The organism is Baekduia sp. (assembly GCF_035996765.1).
Lineage (GTDB): Bacteria > Actinomycetota > Thermoleophilia > Solirubrobacterales > Solirubrobacteraceae > Baekduia.
Genome location: NZ_DASYJG010000023.1, coordinates 1 through 16,117, shown reverse-complemented (window position 1 = coordinate 16,117; position 16,117 = coordinate 1). Strand labels below are relative to the sequence as shown.

At 69.0% G+C, this 16,117-nt stretch carries 15 protein-coding genes; 11 read left to right on the top strand and 4 right to left on the bottom strand.

The features are described from left to right. Positions 1-43 precede the first annotated feature (43 nt). The 3 genes from VGO10_RS04330 to VGO10_RS04320 all read right to left on the bottom strand — a co-directional run bounded on the left by VGO10_RS04330 (position 44) and on the right by VGO10_RS04320 (position 4,113). Positions 44-2,368 carry an arylsulfatase gene (locus VGO10_RS04330; RefSeq protein WP_327465527.1) on the bottom strand — a complete coding sequence of 775 codons (2,325 nt, stop codon included), beginning with the start codon at positions 2,366-2,368 and terminating at the stop codon, positions 44-46. Positions 2,369-2,488: 120 nt separating this feature from the next. Beyond that, positions 2,489-3,463: a nucleotidyl transferase AbiEii/AbiGii toxin family protein gene (locus VGO10_RS04325; RefSeq protein ID WP_327465525.1), complete on the bottom strand. Its 975-nt coding sequence runs from the start codon at positions 3,461-3,463 to the stop codon at positions 2,489-2,491. Further along, on the bottom strand, positions 3,460-4,113 hold the full coding sequence (locus VGO10_RS04320) for a DUF6088 family protein (RefSeq protein ID WP_327465523.1): 654 nt from the start codon (positions 4,111-4,113) through the stop codon (positions 3,460-3,462). The genes VGO10_RS04325 and VGO10_RS04320 overlap by 4 nt, the downstream gene beginning before the upstream one ends. Positions 4,114-4,358: 245 nt before the next feature. On the opposite strand from VGO10_RS04320, the gene VGO10_RS04315 reads away from it, so the two are divergent. Next, positions 4,359-5,591 carry a glycosyltransferase gene (locus VGO10_RS04315; protein ID WP_327465521.1) on the top strand — a complete coding sequence of 411 codons (1,233 nt, stop codon included), beginning with the start codon at positions 4,359-4,361 and terminating at the stop codon, positions 5,589-5,591. Positions 5,592-5,599: 8 nt separating this feature from the next. On the opposite strand, the gene VGO10_RS04310 is transcribed toward VGO10_RS04315, so the two are convergent. Next, entirely contained in the window at positions 5,600-6,040 is a 441-nt protein-coding gene (locus VGO10_RS04310; protein ID WP_327465519.1) for a hypothetical protein, read from the bottom strand. A gap of 580 nt (positions 6,041-6,620) precedes the next feature. On the opposite strand from VGO10_RS04310, the gene VGO10_RS04305 reads away from it, so the two are divergent. The 10 genes from VGO10_RS04305 (at position 6,621) to kdpB (ending at position 16,105) form a co-directional block, all read left to right on the top strand. Then, on the top strand, positions 6,621-7,064 hold the full coding sequence (locus tag VGO10_RS04305) for a DUF6325 family protein (protein WP_327465518.1): 444 nt from the start codon (positions 6,621-6,623) through the stop codon (positions 7,062-7,064). Positions 7,065-7,083: 19 nt separating this feature from the next. Beyond that, positions 7,084-7,359, top strand: coding sequence for an SHOCT domain-containing protein (locus tag VGO10_RS04300; protein ID WP_327465516.1), 276 nt, complete (start codon positions 7,084-7,086; stop codon positions 7,357-7,359). 114 nt (positions 7,360-7,473) lie between these two features. Beyond that, positions 7,474-8,667, top strand: a complete 1,194-nt coding sequence (locus tag VGO10_RS04295; RefSeq protein WP_327465514.1) for an alkane 1-monooxygenase — start codon at positions 7,474-7,476, stop codon at positions 8,665-8,667. Beyond that, positions 8,667-9,302, top strand: coding sequence for a TetR/AcrR family transcriptional regulator (locus tag VGO10_RS04290; RefSeq protein WP_327465512.1), 636 nt, complete (start codon positions 8,667-8,669; stop codon positions 9,300-9,302). Before VGO10_RS04295 ends, VGO10_RS04290 begins: the two co-directional genes overlap by 1 nt. Continuing rightward, positions 9,302-10,735 carry an ATP-binding protein gene (locus VGO10_RS04285; protein WP_327465510.1) on the top strand — a complete coding sequence of 478 codons (1,434 nt, stop codon included), beginning with the start codon at positions 9,302-9,304 and terminating at the stop codon, positions 10,733-10,735. The genes VGO10_RS04290 and VGO10_RS04285 overlap by 1 nt, the downstream gene beginning before the upstream one ends. Next, a complete protein-coding gene (locus VGO10_RS04280; RefSeq protein WP_327465508.1) occupies positions 10,732-11,415 on the top strand; it encodes a response regulator transcription factor in 684 nt (227 codons plus the stop codon). Before VGO10_RS04285 ends, VGO10_RS04280 begins: the two co-directional genes overlap by 4 nt. A 158-nt stretch (positions 11,416-11,573) precedes the next feature. Beyond that, entirely contained in the window at positions 11,574-11,663 is a 90-nt protein-coding gene (locus VGO10_RS04275) for a potassium-transporting ATPase subunit F (RefSeq protein ID WP_272477184.1), read from the top strand. Between the two features lie 3 nt (positions 11,664-11,666). Beyond that, on the top strand, positions 11,667-13,397 hold the full coding sequence (gene kdpA / locus VGO10_RS04270; RefSeq protein WP_327465500.1) for a potassium-transporting ATPase subunit KdpA: 1,731 nt from the start codon (positions 11,667-11,669) through the stop codon (positions 13,395-13,397). 3 nt (positions 13,398-13,400) lie between these two features. Further along, positions 13,401-14,048 carry a potassium-transporting ATPase subunit C gene (locus VGO10_RS04265; RefSeq protein ID WP_327465498.1) on the top strand — a complete coding sequence of 216 codons (648 nt, stop codon included), beginning with the start codon at positions 13,401-13,403 and terminating at the stop codon, positions 14,046-14,048. Next, positions 14,045-16,105, top strand: coding sequence for a potassium-transporting ATPase subunit KdpB (gene kdpB, locus VGO10_RS04260; RefSeq protein WP_327465496.1), 2,061 nt, complete (start codon positions 14,045-14,047; stop codon positions 16,103-16,105). The genes VGO10_RS04265 and kdpB overlap by 4 nt, the downstream gene beginning before the upstream one ends. The last annotated feature ends 12 nt before the right edge of the window (positions 16,106-16,117 follow it).

Genomic DNA, 16,117 nt, shown 5'->3' with positions numbered 1-16,117 from the left:
CTTTCATTTTCAAGGTGTTCGAGTCTGTCGGGGAGAGGGCAGATCAGTCGCGCGCCAGCGCCGCGGCGAACTCGCGCTCGACATCGAGGTAGACGTCGTCGCCGATGTTGACCTCGACCTCCAGGATCTTGCCGCCCTGGAAGGGGAAGCCGGCCGGGTACTCCTTGCTAACCGGGTCGCCGGAGTCGTGACCGATCGACAGGCCCTCGCCGCAGAGCGCGAAGTGACCGGGCTGGGTCTTCAGCGCGCCCTCGGCAACGACCTTGTCGTCGACGTAGAGCTTGGCGGTGCCGTGGGTCTCGTGGCGCTCGCCGAGCTTCTCCTTGCTGAACTCGACGCCGAGGACGTGGCGGCCGGGGGAGAGATCGACCTCGGAGACGAGCTGCTGCTCGGGCGGGATGCCGATGAAGTTGTAGGCATACCAGAGCTTGCCGTCCTTGACGAACAGCGAGTGGCCGCCGAAGCGCGCGCCCTGGGCGTAGATCACGCCCTGCGTGTCGCCGCTGCCGATCTCGACCTCGGCGAGGATCTTGTAGGAGCGGCCGCGCGTGTTGGCGGCCGCGAACTCGGGCACCGGCAGCGTGCCCGGGTAGTACTTGTAGATGCCGCCGGGCGGGATCATCGCCTCGGGCTGCACGGCGACGAGCTCGGCGACGCTGCGGTCGTCGAGCGGCAGGACGTCGTACTTGCCCGCCTCGACGTACCAGAGCGCGACGAGCTGCTCGACCTTGTCGGGGTGCTCGGCGGCGAGGTCGTGGGCCTCGGAGCGGTCCTCGTCGGTGTGGAAGAGCTGCCAGGTGTCGTGCTCGAAGCCGCCGGTGCCGATCAGCGGGCCACGCTCGGCGACGACCTTCCAGCCGTCGGCCCACAGCGCACGTGCGCCCATCATCTCGTAGTACTGCACCTTCTTGGTCGTCGGCGCGTCTTCGTCTTCGAAGCTGTACTTCATCGACACGCCGGGCAACGGCGTCTGCTCGTAGCCCGCCACGTTGTCGGGGAACTCGACCCCGCAGCACTCCAGGATCGTCGGCACGATGTCGGTGGCGTGGTGGTACTGGTGGCGCACCTGGCCCCGGGCCTTGATCCCCTTCGGCCAGGAGATCACCAGCGGGTCGCAGACGCCGCCCTGGAAGGTGTAGCGCTTGAACATCTTGAACGGGGTCGAGAACGCCGTGGCCCAACCGGTGGGATAGTGGTTGTAGGTGTCGGGGCTGCCGAGCTTGTCGAGCATCGCCATGTTGTCGTCGATGCTGTCGGGCCACGCGTTGAAGAAGCGCTGCTCGTTGACCGAGCCGTCCGGGCTGCCCTCGCCCGAGGCGCCGTTGTCGGCGCAGTAGAAGATGATGGTGTTGTCGAGCTGGCCGGACTCATCGAGGTAGTCGACGATCCGGCCGACCTGGGCATCGGTGTACTCCGAGTAGCCCGCGTAGACCTCGGCCATGCGTGAGAACAGCGCCTTCTCCTCGTCGGAGAGCGAGTCCCACGGCCGGACCGCGTCGGCCTCGATGACCTTGCCCTCGGGCAGCGGGTTGATCGGCGTCAGCTCGGTGTCGGCGGGCATGATGCCCTTCTCGACCATCCGCGGCAGGACCCACTCGCGGTAGGCCTCGTAGCCGTCGTCGAACTTGCCCTTGTACTTGTCGATGTACTCCTGCGGGGCATGGTGGGGCGCGTGGTTGGCGCCCGGGCAGAACCACGTGAACCAGGGCTTATCGGGGTGCGACTGCTGGGAGTCGGCAATGAAGCTGATGGCCTTGTCGGCGAGGTCCTTGGAGAGGTGGTAGCCCTCCTCGGGCAGGTAGGGCTGCTCGATGTAGTGGTTGTCCTCGACGAGGTCGGGATACCACTGGTTGGTCTCGCCGCCGATGAAGCCGTAGAAGCGATCGAAGCCACGCGCCAGCGGCCAGTTGCGCTTCGTCGCGCCCATCGCCCACTCGTCGACCGGCACGTTGTGGTTCTTGCCGAGCCAGAACGTGTTCCAGCCCTTTTCGCGCAAGACCTCGGCCATCGCCGCGTTCTCCATCGGAATGTGCCCGGTGTGGCCCGGGAAGCCTTGGGCGCCCTCGGCGATCTGGGCGAACCCGTTCTGATGGTGGTTGCGGCCGGTGAGGAAGCACGAGCGGGTCGGTGAGCAGAGCGCGGTCGTATGCCACTGGGTGTAGGTCAACCCGTCGTCGGCCAGACGCTGCATCGTCGGCATGTTGATCCGGCCGCCGTAGGGCTCCCACGCCGCCAAGCCCGTGTCGTCGTAGAGCACGATCAACACGTTCGGGGCACCCTCCGGAGCTTCCTCGGCGAGATACGGACCCCAGTCGGCGACCGAGTCGCGGACGTCGAGGTTGATTACGCCATTGAACGGCTTGGGCACGGCTCCACCTTCTCGTCGCTTGCGTCTGTCGACGATGCGAGATACGAGGGCGAACGCGCCTCACCCGCGGTGGGTGATCGCGTCGCGCAGCGCCGGGTGTCGCGCGGGCGGCAGATACCCCTACAACAGCTCTCGATACGCCTCTACGCGTTTCAGCACCGTGCCGAAGGTCGGCCATGAGCCAGTCACCTTCGCCGGCAGCAGTCCGGCCGAGTCGCGGTACCGCGCGGCCAGCCAGCCGTAGAGCTCCGACCCGTCGGTCGGAGCAAAAGCGGGGCTCTGTCCGTAGCCGCCATCTGGGCGTGGTTCCCACACACCGAAGTGCTGTGCGGAGATCTGCTCCATCTCGGACATGATCCGGGCGAACTCCTCACGATTCTCGAGAGCTTTTCGCGTCGGTGCGTGGTCGAGGAGCCGGTAGATGTCGTAGTAGTGGCGGCCGCAGCGGAGGTCGGGCGTTCCGGCACGTTCGTGCGCTTCGGCGACGTGATGCAGCAATGACAGCTTCTCCAGCAGCGTCCGCGCCGGCTTGAGCGCCGGGATGCTGAATGCGGCGGTGTCCTCGAACTCGGCTGGGTCGATGCCCAGTGGCTGGCAGAGGATCGGTGTGATCTCGACCATCTCGCTGGGCCAGTGGCCGCCTGCGAAGCCGGTCTCCAGCAGCACGCCACGGTCCTCGATCGGCACGACGACGGTGCTACGCCGCGCCAGCCGTGGATAGATGAGCACGTCTGCGCGGTGGGCGAACTTGCCGCGGCCCGGATCGCGTGCCGCGATCGACTCGACGCCCATCTCGGTCGCGACGCCGTCGGTCATCGCGAGTAGCAACTGCTCACGTGACTTGGCTGAGTCGTCCTTAGCCGGGAAGACGAGGATGTCGACGTCTTCGGAGAACCGCTCGATCAGGTTGTAGCCCTTCGAGAGGCTGGTCCCGCCCTTGAAGACGAACCAGCCTCCGTAGCGCTTGTGCAATGCGCGGAGAGCCTGAGTGACCCAGTAATCCTTCTCGACGAACTCCGCTGCCAGCCGGAGTTCGCGGGCGGCGTTGTCGACTGCGCCAGCGAAGTCGCCGGCGTTGTCGCGCAGGCGCGTCACGTCCGCCTTTCCAGGACGCGCAACGCCTTCTCCCGGGTCCTCTGATCGCGGGCGCGCGGGATCCGTTGGGCCTCGGCCTCGTGACCCGTCTCGATGAGGATGGCCCGCAGCCGCTCTCGTACGACTGGCGGCTCGGTCGTGCTGGCTGAGACCAGCTTGGCGATGCGAACATCGGAGCGCTGTAGGACCAGGCCGAAGCGCTGCAGGGCTTCGGCGGGACCAACTTCGACATAGCGGTCCCATCCTTCAAGCGCTTCCAGCACCGTGACCTCGAGTCCGTTCAGTCCCGCCTTGCGGCGACCGGTGCGAGCCGTACGAGAGACGACCTTGATGTGGCCGAGCCCCTGCGGCGCCCGGTGCGTGACGGCGAGCGACTCGATCGGTGCGACCTGCGTTGACAGCCCAAGGACGTTCGTCGCGTTCCAGCCGGTCGCGCCGATTGCCTCGTCCTGTCCGACCACGGTCTGCAGCGCCTCGCCGTCATCCACGCCGCGCATGCCGAAGCGGCTCGTGCGACCACGCCAGTACACGCCTCGACGGATCCGCTGGAGCTCGCTGCGGTCGACCAGTCGGCGCAGCTCGTTGTTGACCGCCTTGGGCGTGCCCTCGAAGTCCTCGACACGCCAGATCCGCTCACGTGACCTCAGCACGCGCTCTCGAACGCGATGGGCCTCGCTTTCGTGGGGGCTTTTCCCAGCCATGCAAGATGAGTGTAGCTCGATACGAGAAATCCCCAAAAAATATCTTGCATGGAGATACGAGATATCCCCATCCTAAGGTCGTTTGACGCCTTCATCCGGCGTGTTTGTACCGGCTTCCGGTGCGTGGCACCCGCACCTGGTCCTCGCCGGTCAGCCGTAGTGTGCGTTCGCGGACCTGATGGTGCCATCCACGGATGCGCATTCTCCTCAGCACCCGTGGCAGCGCCGGCCATGTCTTCCCGCTCGTGCCGTTCGGCCAGGCGGCACGCCGCGCCGGCCACGACGTGCTGATCGTCGCCCAGCGCCAGCATGCCGCGAACGTCGACCGCACCGGCCTCTCGTTCGCGCTTGTCGACGCGGCGCCGCCGGAGACCTGGCAGCCGCTGCTGCGCTCGTTCTCGCGCCTCGGCATCGACGAGGCCAACGCGCAGGTGATCGGTGAGTACTTTGCGCGCATCGACACCGCCGCGACGCTTCCCGGTGTCCGCGCGCTGGTCGAGGAGTGGCGTCCGGATCTCATCCTGCGTGAGAGCTGGGAGTACGCGTCGGCATTGGCGGCGGAGCTGTACGAGGTCCCGATCGTGCGCGTCGGCCTCGGGCTGGCGGAGGTGGAGGAGGAGTCGATCGCGCTCGTCGCGCCGGCGCTTGACGCCCAGCGGGCCGCGCTTGGCCTGCCCGTCGATCCAGCGGGGGACCGTCTCCGTGAGACGCCGTTCTTCACGATGGTCCCGGCGCTGCTCGACGACGTCGATGTGCCGTCGCAGGTCCGTCGCTTCCGCGGTGCCGAGCCTGTGCTCGACGTCGGTTCCAGCGCGCCACTGCCGGAGTGGTGGCCCGGCAACACGGATCCGCTGGTCTACCTGAGCTTCGGCTCGGTCGCCGGCGCGGCGCACCTGCCGTACTTCCCGGCGCTCTACCGGATGGCGATCGACGCGCTCGCCCCGCTGCCGGTGCGGGTGCTGATGACGATCGGCGACGGCGGCGACCCGGCGGCGCTCGGCGAGCTGCCCGCCAACGTGCACGTCGAGCGCTGGATCCCGCAGGAGGCGGTGCTGCCACACGCGGCGCTGACGGTCTCCCACGGCGGCTACGGCTCGACGCTCGGCGCGCTGGCCCACGGTGTGCCGATGGTGGCCCTGCCGCTGTTCAGCATGGATCAGTGGGCCAACGCGGCCGCGGTCGCGCGCGCTGGAGCCGGCATTGCGCTCGGCGCCGACCGCGACGTCCGCCTGGCGATCGACCTCCCTGACGCGCGCACGGTCGAAGGGCTGGCCCCCGCCGTCGAGGCCCTGCTGCACGATGGCGCGACGCGCCGCCGGGCGCAGGAGCTCGGCGCCGCGATGGCCGCCGCCGCACCCGTCGAGCAGGCCATCGATGAACTGGTCGCGCTGGCGTCCGGGTCGCGGCTGGTGCCGCGACCCGGGTGAGGTGCCGGTTAGTTCTTGGTGGCTTTGGTGTAAGTGGTGAAGAGCCGGTCCAGCGCTTGGGCGGCGAGGCGGTCGACGGTGATCTCGGCGAGGAGGTCGGGGTCGATCGGCTTGTCGACGGGCAGGCCGTCGAGGCGGTCGTTGTTGCAGCGCGCCAGGTCGTAGCGGCGGTGGCGCAACTGCTCGACGAGATCGTCGGTCAGCGGGACCTCGTAGGTCTCGGTGTCGGGGTCGACGTTGTTGGGGTCCCAGCCGATGGCGGTGATGAGTGCTGTTGCGGCGCTGAAGCGCATCGCGAGCGCGTACTGGGCGTCGGGTCCGTAGAGGAGGAAGTCCTCGAACAGCTCGTGGCCGAGGTCCATGACCTTCTTGGCCTCAAGACGGAGGACATCGGCGGTCTCGCGATCGACGGTGATCGCGCGGGCGTGGGTACGCTGCGGGGTACTCATGGGAGGTACAACTCCTTGGGTCATGCCCCCGGGCCGCGCCAACGGTCGCGGGGGTCTTTCTGTGGATGTAGGCGAAGCCTAGCGGGCGGGTCGGATGGGATGGGTTAGCTACGCAGAGTTGTTGCAGTCCCCACGCTTTTGTTGCTAAGCGACCACACCAACAACTCAGGGCGCCGGTCTTCGGGTGCGCAGCGCGATCGTTGTCGTGGCGCGCAGCGTCGTCTGTCGTCACCGAGGAGAGCGGGCGGGGTTGGCGCCTCTCGGCGCTGGCTCGTCATCCGCTCTGGCCTCGGGGAGGTGGGCCTGGTTGCGGCCATCATGCGTCGACAAACGGTCCCACCCTCCCTCCGAGGCCGGGGTCGCCTGGGGTGGGCCTGTTTGGCGTGAGCGCGTCGCGCTCAACGGGCCCACCGTCGCTTGAGGCTGGGGCTGCGCGTCGAACTGGTGCCCGGCCGAGAGCCGGGCCTGAGGCCCGCGCTCGACCAAGCATCACCCGCAGCGGGTGATGACGCGGTGCTCTCGCGTCGCAGACGATGGTGCGGTGCCAGACCGGCACGCATGCCATGCGAGAGGAGCAGCCGTGAGCGAGCCAGAGCTCGAGGAGATGGGCCCGATCGACTACATCATCTTGGAGTGGCCGGCCGAGCCCTCGGGCGAGGAGGTCGTGCCGCTGCTGGTCGACCTCGTCGACCGCGACATCATCCGCATCCTCGACATCACCTTCGTGAGCAAGGGCGAGGACGGGACGCTGACCGCGCTCGAGCTCAACGACCTCGGCCCGGCGGCGGAGGCCTTCGGCGTCTTCGACGGCGCCTCCACCGGGATCGTCGACGACGACGACCTCCAGGACGCCGCCGAGGCGTTGGAGCCCGGCACGTCGGCCGCGATCCTGGTCTGGGAGAACCGCTGGGCCGCGCCGGTCGCGATCGCGTTGCGCCGCTCTGGCGGTCAGCTGGTCGCCAGCGGCCGGATCCCCGTCCAAGCGCTCGTCGCGTCGCTCGACGCGCTCGAGTCCACCACCTGAGTCGCAGGAGAGAAAGACCATGCCCGGATTGCTTCGCGGGGTCGCCCGCACCGCCGTCGTGGCCGGCACCGCCACCGCCGTCAGCAACCGCGTCTCGCGCCGGCAGGCGAATCGCTGGTCGCAGCAGGGGGCCGATCCCTACGGCGCCGCGCAGGAGCCGGCGCCCGAGCCGGCGGCCCCCGCCGCTCCCGCGCCGGACCTCGTGACCCAGCTCAAAGAGCTGGCCGAGCTGCGCGACAGCGGCGTGCTCACCGACGCGGAGTTCCAGACCCAGAAGGCGCGGATCCTGGCCTGACCCCGCGCGGACGGAGTGCCACGCGGTTGACACGAGGTGGCCTGCGTGTAAACCTTCGCCTTCCCGCGGCTTGACGCTCTGTCAAGTCGCGCCGCGCGAAGGGAACCGCACCCGATGACCGACCTCGCCCATGGCCACGAGCACGACCACATCGACGTCAGCCCCGCGACGTGGACCGACCCCAAGCGCTACGCCTGGCTGCTCGGCCTGCTCGTGCCGCTGCTGCCGTTCATGGCCTGGGGCCTCGTCGCGCTCACCGGCTTCGGCGTCTTCTGGTTCTGGGGTCCGATCTTCATCTTCGGGGTCATGCCGTTCCTCGACACGGCCATCGGCAAGGACTCGTCCAACCCGCCGGACTCGGTCGTCAAGTACCTGGAGCAGGACCGCTACTACCGGTGGTGCACCTACGCCTTCATCCCGCTGCAGTTCGTCGCGCTCGTCGGCGGCGCCGCGCTGCTTGCCGGCGACGACCTCGGGCTGATCGAGAAGCTCGGCCTGGCGCTGACGCTGGGCTGCGTCAACGGCATCGGGATCAACACCGCGCACGAGCTCGGTCACAAGCGCGCGAGCCTGGAGCGCTGGCTGAGCAAGGTCGCGCTGGCGCCTACGGGCTACGGGCACTTCTACATCGAGCACAACCGCGGCCATCATGTCCGTGTCGCCACGCCGGAGGATCCGGCCAGCTCGCGGATGGGCGAGAGCTTCTACCGGTTCTGGCCGCGGACGGTGGCCGGCAGCCTGCGCTCCAGCTTCGAGCTCGAGGCGCAGCGGCTGGAGCGCGACGACATCAAGTGGTACTCACCGCGCAACGACATCCTCAACGCCTGGGCGATGACCGTCGTCCTCTTCGCCGCGCTCCTGCTCGTCTTCGGCGTCGACCTGCTGCCGTGGCTGGTGATCCAGGGGGTCGTTGGGTTCTCGCTGCTGGAGGTGGTCAACTACCTCGAACACTATGGGCTGCTGCGCGAGAAGCGCGACGACGGGACCGACCGCTACGAGCGCACGGAGCCGCGCCATAGCTGGAACTCCGACAACGTGTCGTCCAACGTCCTGCTCTACCACCTGCAGCGCCACTCCGATCACCACGCGCACCCGACGCGCCGCTTCCAGGCGCTGCGCCACTTCGACGAGGCGCCCGAGCTGCCCTCCGGGTACGCGACGATGATCCTGCTGGCCGTGATCCCGCCGCTGTGGCGCCGCGTGATGGATCCGCGGGTGGTCGCCCACTACGAGGGAGACCTGGGCCGCGCGAACCTCGACGCGCGCAAGCGCGACGCGCTGCTGCGTCGCTACGCGCCGTCGTCGTGATGGCGGCCGGCGAGCCCGGCGCGAGCTCGCCCAGAGGCTCGCTGGCGCGCTCGACCGACGACCGCCTGCTGGACGCGACCGGGGAGGTTCTGGCCCGCGTCGGCTGGTCGCAGGTCACGATGGCCGCCGTCGCCGCGGCCGCCGACGTGAGCCGCCAGACGCTGTACAAGCGCTTCGGCAGCCGCGCCGAGCTGGCCCAGGCCTACGTCCTGCGCGAGGCCGATCGGCTTGTTGTCGTGGTCGAGTCCGCGATCGCGCAGCGGGCCGACGACCCTCGCGCGGCGATCGCCGCCGCCTTCGACGTCTTCCTCGGCGCCGCAGCCGAGCACCCGCTCGTCCGGGCGATCGTCGGCGATCGGGACGGCTCGGCCGGCGGCGACGAGCTGCTGGAGCTCGTCACGATCCGCGGCCGCTCGGTGCTCGACACCGCCGCCCACCACCTCGCCGCGATCCTGCGCGACACATGGCCGGCCTTGACACCGTCGGCCGCTGACCTCGCGGCCGAGATCGCCGTCCGATTGGCGATCAGCACGGCCGCGTTGCCGGACGGGCCGGCGGCGCTGAATGGCGGCCGGCTCGCTGAGGGGCTGGCGCCGTATCTGGAGCGGGAGCTGGGCACTACGCTGCGAAGTTGATGGTGACCCCGAGAAGCTCGATCGTGCCGCGCGCACGGCCGTCGTGGGCGGTCGGCGTGGCCGTGACCGTCTCCGGGGTGGCCGTCGCGACCCTGGCGGTCGAGGGACTGCGCCACCTCGCACCGGTGATCTCGCTGTCGGTCGTCTACCTGGTCCCGATCCTGGCGGTCTCGGCCTCGTCGGGGATCGTGCTCGGCGCGTCGACGTCGATCCTCAGCGCGTTGGCCTTCAACTTCTTCTTCCTGGAGCCGACGGGTCGCCTGACGATCGCCGACAGCCGCAACTGGGTGGCACTGTTGGCGTTCATCGTGGTCGCGCTGGTCACGAGCACGATGGCCGAGACGACGCGGGCGCGCGCGGCCGAGGCCGAAGAGCGTCGCCGCGAGGCGGACCTCGGCGCCGAGCTGGCGCGCACGCTGCTCGGCGCGCCGCGGCTCTCGGAGTCGCTGGCGATGGTCTCGCGGCGGCTGGCCGAGCTGCTCGACGCGCGCTCGGCCTCGGTGGAGCTCGGCGTCGTGGCCGCTGACGATCGCCGCATCGCGATCCCGCTGATCGACGGCGAGAGCCGCATCGGCTCGCTGGTGCTGCCCGCCGATCTGCCGGCCACCCAGCAGGAGCGCGTGCGCGAGCGCGTCGTGCCGGTCCTCGAGTCGGTGCTCGCGGCCGCGCTGACGCGCGAGCGCCTGCAGGCCGACGTCGTCGAGACCGCCGCCCTGCGGCGCAGCGACGAGATGAAGACCGCGGTCCTGCGCTCGGTCTCCCACGACCTGCGCACGCCGGTGACCGCGATGCTCGCCGGCATCAGCGCGCTGCGCTCGGCATCGGTGACCGGTGACGAGCGCGAGCAGGTCGAGGCCGACATCGCCGACTCCGCCACCCGCCTGTCGGTCCTGATCGACAAGCTCCTGGACCTCTCGCGCTTGCAGGCCGGCACCGCGTCGCCGAACCGCACCTGGTCCTCGGTCGACGAGGCGCTGCGCGAAGCGGCCGAGCACGCCGGCGGCGACGTCTTTCAGTTCTCGATCGACCAGCAGCTGCCGCTCGTGCGCGCCGACGCGGCGCAGCTGGAGCGTGCGTTCGCCAATTTGTTGGAGAACGCTGCGCGCTACGGCGGCGGCCTGCCGGTCTCGGTCCGCGCCCGCGCAGTTGGTGACCGGGTGATGATCCGCGTCGTCGACCGCGGCCCGGGCATCCCCCTGTTTGAGCAGGAGCGGATCTTCACGCCGTTCTATCGCGGGGAGGCGACCGCGCGGTCGGTCGCGGGCTCGGGCCTCGGCCTGGCCATCGCCCGCGGCTTCATCGAGGCCAACGGCGGCAAGGTGGTCGTCGAGTCGCTGCCGGGCCAGGGGACCACGTTCGTCATCACGCTGCCGATCGAGGCCGTCGACGATGACGTCGCAGCGCCGTCGATCAACCGGGTGCTGCCCGCATGAGCGCCGGCGCACGGGTGCTCGTCTGCGACGACGACCCCCAGATCCTGCGCGCGCTGCGCGTCGTGCTGCGCGATGCGGGCTACGACGTCATCCCGGCCGAGACCGGGGAGGAGGCGCTGGACCGCATGGCCGTCCGCCCGCCCGAGGCCGCGATCATCGACCTGATGCTCCCGGGCATCGACGGCGTCGAGGTCTGCCGCCGTCTGCGCGAGTGGAGCCAGATCCCGGTGATCGTGCTGTCGGCCGTCGACGAGGAGTCAGAGAAGGTCCGCGCGCTGCGCGGCGGCGCTGACGACTACGTCACCAAGCCGTTCTCGCCCGACGAGCTGCTGGCGCGCCTGGAGGCCGCGCTGCGGCGCGCGGGCGCGCCCGCAGATGAGCCGGTCCTCGAAGTTGATGGACTTGCTTTGGACCTCGCCGCGCGTCGCGTGACGCTCGACGACGAGGAGTTGCACCTCACCCCGATCGAGTACTCGTTGTTGCGCCTGCTGATGCGCAACCGCGGTCGATTGCTGACCCATCGGGCGTTGCTGACCGAGGTGTGGGGCCCGGAGTACGCCGACGCGACAAGCGTGCTGCGCACGCACATCGCCAACCTGCGCGGCAAGATCGAAGGGCCCGCCCACCAGCGCCGCTACATCCGCACGGACTCGGGCGTCGGGTACCGCTTCGTGGCCTGACAGCAGGACCTTGACGAAATCTTTGTGGCCGGGCGCCACGTCTGCACAAGAACCTGACAGCGGCGGCCACATGATGACTCCATGGACGTCATCGCCATCCTCCTGCTCGTCGCGGTGTTCGCATCGCTGGCGGGGCTCATCGAGCTGCTGGACCGCGTATGAAGGGCTCGGATCTGTTCGGCCTGATCGTGTGCGTGCTCGTGCTCGGCTACCTCCTGTACGCGCTGCTGCGCGGGGAGAAGTTCTAGGCGATGGGTCAGGGCTTCCTCCAGATCGCGATCTTCCTCGCGATCGTCGTCGCGGTCGCGCCGTTCTTCGGCGCCTACATGGCCCGCGTCTTCTCCGACGAGCGCGTCTTCCTGACGCCCGTCGTCGCGCCCGTCGAACGGGGGCTGTACCGCCTCTTCCGGGTTGATCCCGACCAGGAGCAGGACTGGAAGGCGTACGCCAAGTCCCTGGTCATCGTCTCGGTCCTCTTCGCGCTGTTGTTGTACGTCATCCTGCGCACGCAGTCCATCCACCCCTTCAACCCGTCGGGCTTCCGGTCCGGAACCTGGGACGTCTCGTTCAACACCGCGTCGTCGTTTCTGACCAACACGAACTGGCAGTTCTACGGCGGGGAGACGACGATGTCGTACTTCTCGCAGATGGCGGGCCTGGCCGTCCAGAACTTCATCTCGGCCGCGGTCGGCATCGCCGTCCTCGTCGCGCTGATCCGCGGCATCGTCGCGCGGCACGGCAACGGGACGCTGGGCAACTTCTACAAGGATCTGACCCGGATCATCCTGTACATCTTGGTTCCGCTGTCGATCGTCGCCACGGTCGTCCTGGTCTCCCAAGGCGTCCTGCAGACGCTTGGCGCGACCACCGGGGGCATCGCCCGCGGCCCGGTCGCCTCGCAGGAGGCGATCAAGATGCTCGGGACCAACGGCGGCGGCTTCTTCAACGTCAACTCGGCCTACCCGCTCGAGAACCCGAGCGCGTTCTCCAACGCCTTCGAGATGTTCCTCATCATGCTGATCCCGGCGTCGCTGCCGTTCACGTTCGGTCGGATGGTGGGCAACCGCCGCCAGGGCTGGGTGATCTTCGGTGCGATGTCGTTCCTGTTTCTCGTCAGCGTCGTGGTCGTCTACGCCGCCGAGCAGCACGGCACGCCCGCCCAGCACTTGGCGGGCCTGAACACCGGCCATCTCAGCGGGAGCACCGGCGGCAACCTTGAGGGCAAGGACCAGCGCTTCGGCATAGCGTCCTCGTCGCTGTTCACGGCGATCACGACCGTGATCTCCTGCGGCGCGGTCAACACCGCCTTCCAGTCGCTCACCGGCCTTGGCGGTCTGGTCCCGATGGCCAACCTCGGCTACTCCGAGTCGGTCTTCGGCGGCGTCGGCACCGGCTTGTACATGATGTTGCTCTTCGTCCTGCTCGCCGTCTTCATCGGCGGCCTGATGGTGGGGCGCACGCCGGAGTACCTGGGCAAGAAGATCGAGCCCAAGGACGTCAAGCTGGTGTCGATCGGCGCGCTGTTCACCGCCCTGATCGTGCTCGTGCTGACGGGGCTGGCGTTGAGCACCAAGTACGGCGGCCCGTCGATCTACGCCTCCGGCCCGCAGGGCTTCAGCGAGACGTTCTACGCCTACCTCTCGCAGGCCAACAACAACGGCTCGGCGTTCGCCGGCTACACCGGCTACCTGCAACCCAACGCGCCCGGCAACGTCGGGGCCCACGGCATCACGTTCGCCGACGTCATGGGCGGCTTCGCGATGCTCTTTGGCCGCTTCGTCCCGATCCTCGCGGTCCTGGCCGTCGCCGGCGGGCTGGCCAAGAAGAAGGTCGCGCCGGCCGGCCTGGGGACGATGCGCACCGACACACCCACCTTCGGCGTCCTGCTGATCGGCGTCGTGGTGCTCATCGGCGCCCTGACGTTCCTGCCGGCCTTCCTGCTGGGCCCGATCGTCCAGTCCCTCACGACCCAACTCTTCTAGAACATGCGCAAGGATCTCATCCGTGGCTCGCTGGTGGTGGTCGTCTTCACCGTCCTGCTCGGGCTCGTCTACCCGCTGGTCATGACCGGGATCGCCCAGGTGGCGTTCCCGGGCAAGGCCGATGGCTCGCTCGTCCGCAAGGACGGCAAGGTGACCGGCTCGACGCTGCTGGGCCAGGCCTGGCAGAAGCCGGTGCTCGACGCCAACGGCAAGGCGAAGGTCGACGCCGACGGCAACCCCGTCACCGAGGCCGACCCCAAGTACTTCCAGCCGCGCCCGTCGGCGACCGGCTACAGCGCCGAGGTGACCTACTTCGGCAACCACGGCCCGAACCAGAACGCGACGATGTACCTCACGCGGCAGAACCTCCAGGCGTACCTCGCCCTTGAGCAGCCCTATGACAAGGACTTGAAGGCCAACCAAGTGCCAGTAGACGCGGCGACGTTCTCGGCCTCCGGCGTGGACCCGCACATCTCGAAGGCCAACGCGGCCATCCAAGCGCACCGCATCGCTGCGGTCCGCCAGCTCCCGCTCGCGCGCGTGACACAGCTCATCTCAGACCGCACCGACGGCCGCGGCCTCGGCGTCTTCGGCGAGCCCGGCGTGAACGTGACCAAGCTCAACCTCGCACTCGACCAGGAAGCTCGATGACCCCGCAGCGCTCCTCTCTGTTCAGCGCGGAGATCGTCCGTCCGGCGATCATCGCGTCCTTCGCCAAGCTCGACCCGCGGATCCAGGTCCGCAACCCGGTGATGTTCGTGGTCGAGATCGGCGCGCTGATCACCACGGGCGCGTGGCTCATCCAGCTGTTCGGCGGGAGCTCCCTCGGCGGCGGCAACGAGCCCGCGTGGTTCACGTTCACCGTCGCGATCTGGCTGTGGCTGACCGTCGTCTTCGCCAACCTCGCCGAGGCGCTGGCCGAGGGCCGCGGTAAGGCCCAAGCCGATGCGTTGCGCGCGATGCGCTCCGACACCATGGCGCGGTTGCGTGACGGCACGGAGCGGCCCGCCGCCGAGCTGCACCGTGGTGACGTGGTCGTCGTCGAGGCCGGCGAGGTCATTCCGGGTGACGGCACCGTCATCGAGGGCATCGCGACCGTCGACGAGTCGGCGATCACGGGCGAGTCGGCGCCGGTCATCCGCGAGTCGGGCGGCGACCGCAGCGCGGTCACGGGCGGCACGCGGGTCCTGTCGGACCGCATCGTGGTGGAGATCACCCAAGAGCCGGGCCAGTCGTTCCTGGATCGCATGATCGCGCTGGTCGAAGGCGCCGAGCGGCGCAAGACGCCCAACGAGATCGCGCTCAACATCCTGCTCGCGGGCCTGACGATCGTCTTCCTGATCGTCGTCGCGACGCTGCTGCCGTTCGCGCGCTTCGCCGGCAGCGACATCTCGATGACCACGGAGATCGCGTTGTTGGTGGCGTTGATCCCGACCACGATCGGCGCGCTGCTCAGCGCGATCGGCATCGCCGGCATGGACCGTCTCGTGCGCCGCAACGTCCTGGCGCTGAGCGGCCGCGCGGTGGAGGCGTCAGGCGACGTCGACGTGTTGTTGTTGGACAAGACCGGCACGATCACGCTCGGCAACCGTCAGGCGTCGGAGTTCTTCCCGATGCCCGGTGTCACCGAGGCCGAGCTGGCCGAGGCGGCGCAGCTTTCGTCGTTGGCCGACGAGACGCCGGAGGGCCGTTCGATCGTCGTCCTGGCCAAGCAGTACGGGTTGCGCGAGCGCGAATTGGCGCCGCACGAGGCGCTGTTCGTCCCGTTCACCGCCCAGACGCGGATGAGCGGGATCGACTACGACGGCACGCGGCTGCGCAAGGGCGCCGCCGACTCCGTGATCGCGTTCGCCGAGGCCGAGGGCGGCCGGCAGCCGGCCGAGCTGCGCGGCGTCGTTGATCGCATCGCCCGCGAAGGCGGCACGCCGCTGGCCGTCGCCCGCGACAGCCAGATCCTCGGGGTGGTCTACCTCAAGGACACGGTCAAGGAGGGCATGAAGGTCCGCTTCGACCAGCTGCGCGCGATGGGCATCCGCACCGTGATGGTCACCGGTGACAACCGGCTGACCGCGGCCAAGATCGCCGAGGAGGCGGGTGTCGACGACTTCCTCGCCGAGGCGACGCCGGAGCGCAAGATGGAGCTGATTCGCGCCGAGCAGGCCGAGGGCCGGCTGGTCGCGATGACCGGCGACGGCACCAACGATGCGCCCGCGCTCGCGCAAGCCGACGTTGGCGTGGCGATGAACACCGGCACCCAGGCCGCCCGTGAGGCGGGCAACATGGTGGACTTGGACTCCAACCCGACGAAGCTCATCGAGATCGTCGAGGTCGGCAAGCAGCTGCTCATCACGCGCGGCGCCCTGACCACCTTCTCGATCGCCAACGACGTGGCGAAGTACTTCGCCATCCTGCCCGCCATCTTCGCCTTCACCTACGCGGCGAGAGGCCAACAGCGCGGACCGCTCGACGCCCTCAACGTGATGGGCCTGGGCACGCCCTCCTCGGCGATCATCTCGGCGATCATCTTCAACGCGATCATCATCCCCATGCTCGTACCGCTCGCCCTGCGCGGGGTGCAGTACCGGCCGGTCGGCGCCACCGCCCTGCTGCGACGCAACCTGCTCATCTACGGCCTGGGCGGCGTCGTCGCCCCCTTCGCCGGCATCAAGGCCATCGACCTCGTGATCTCCTCCCTGGGGGTGAAGTAGATGCGGCGCCAA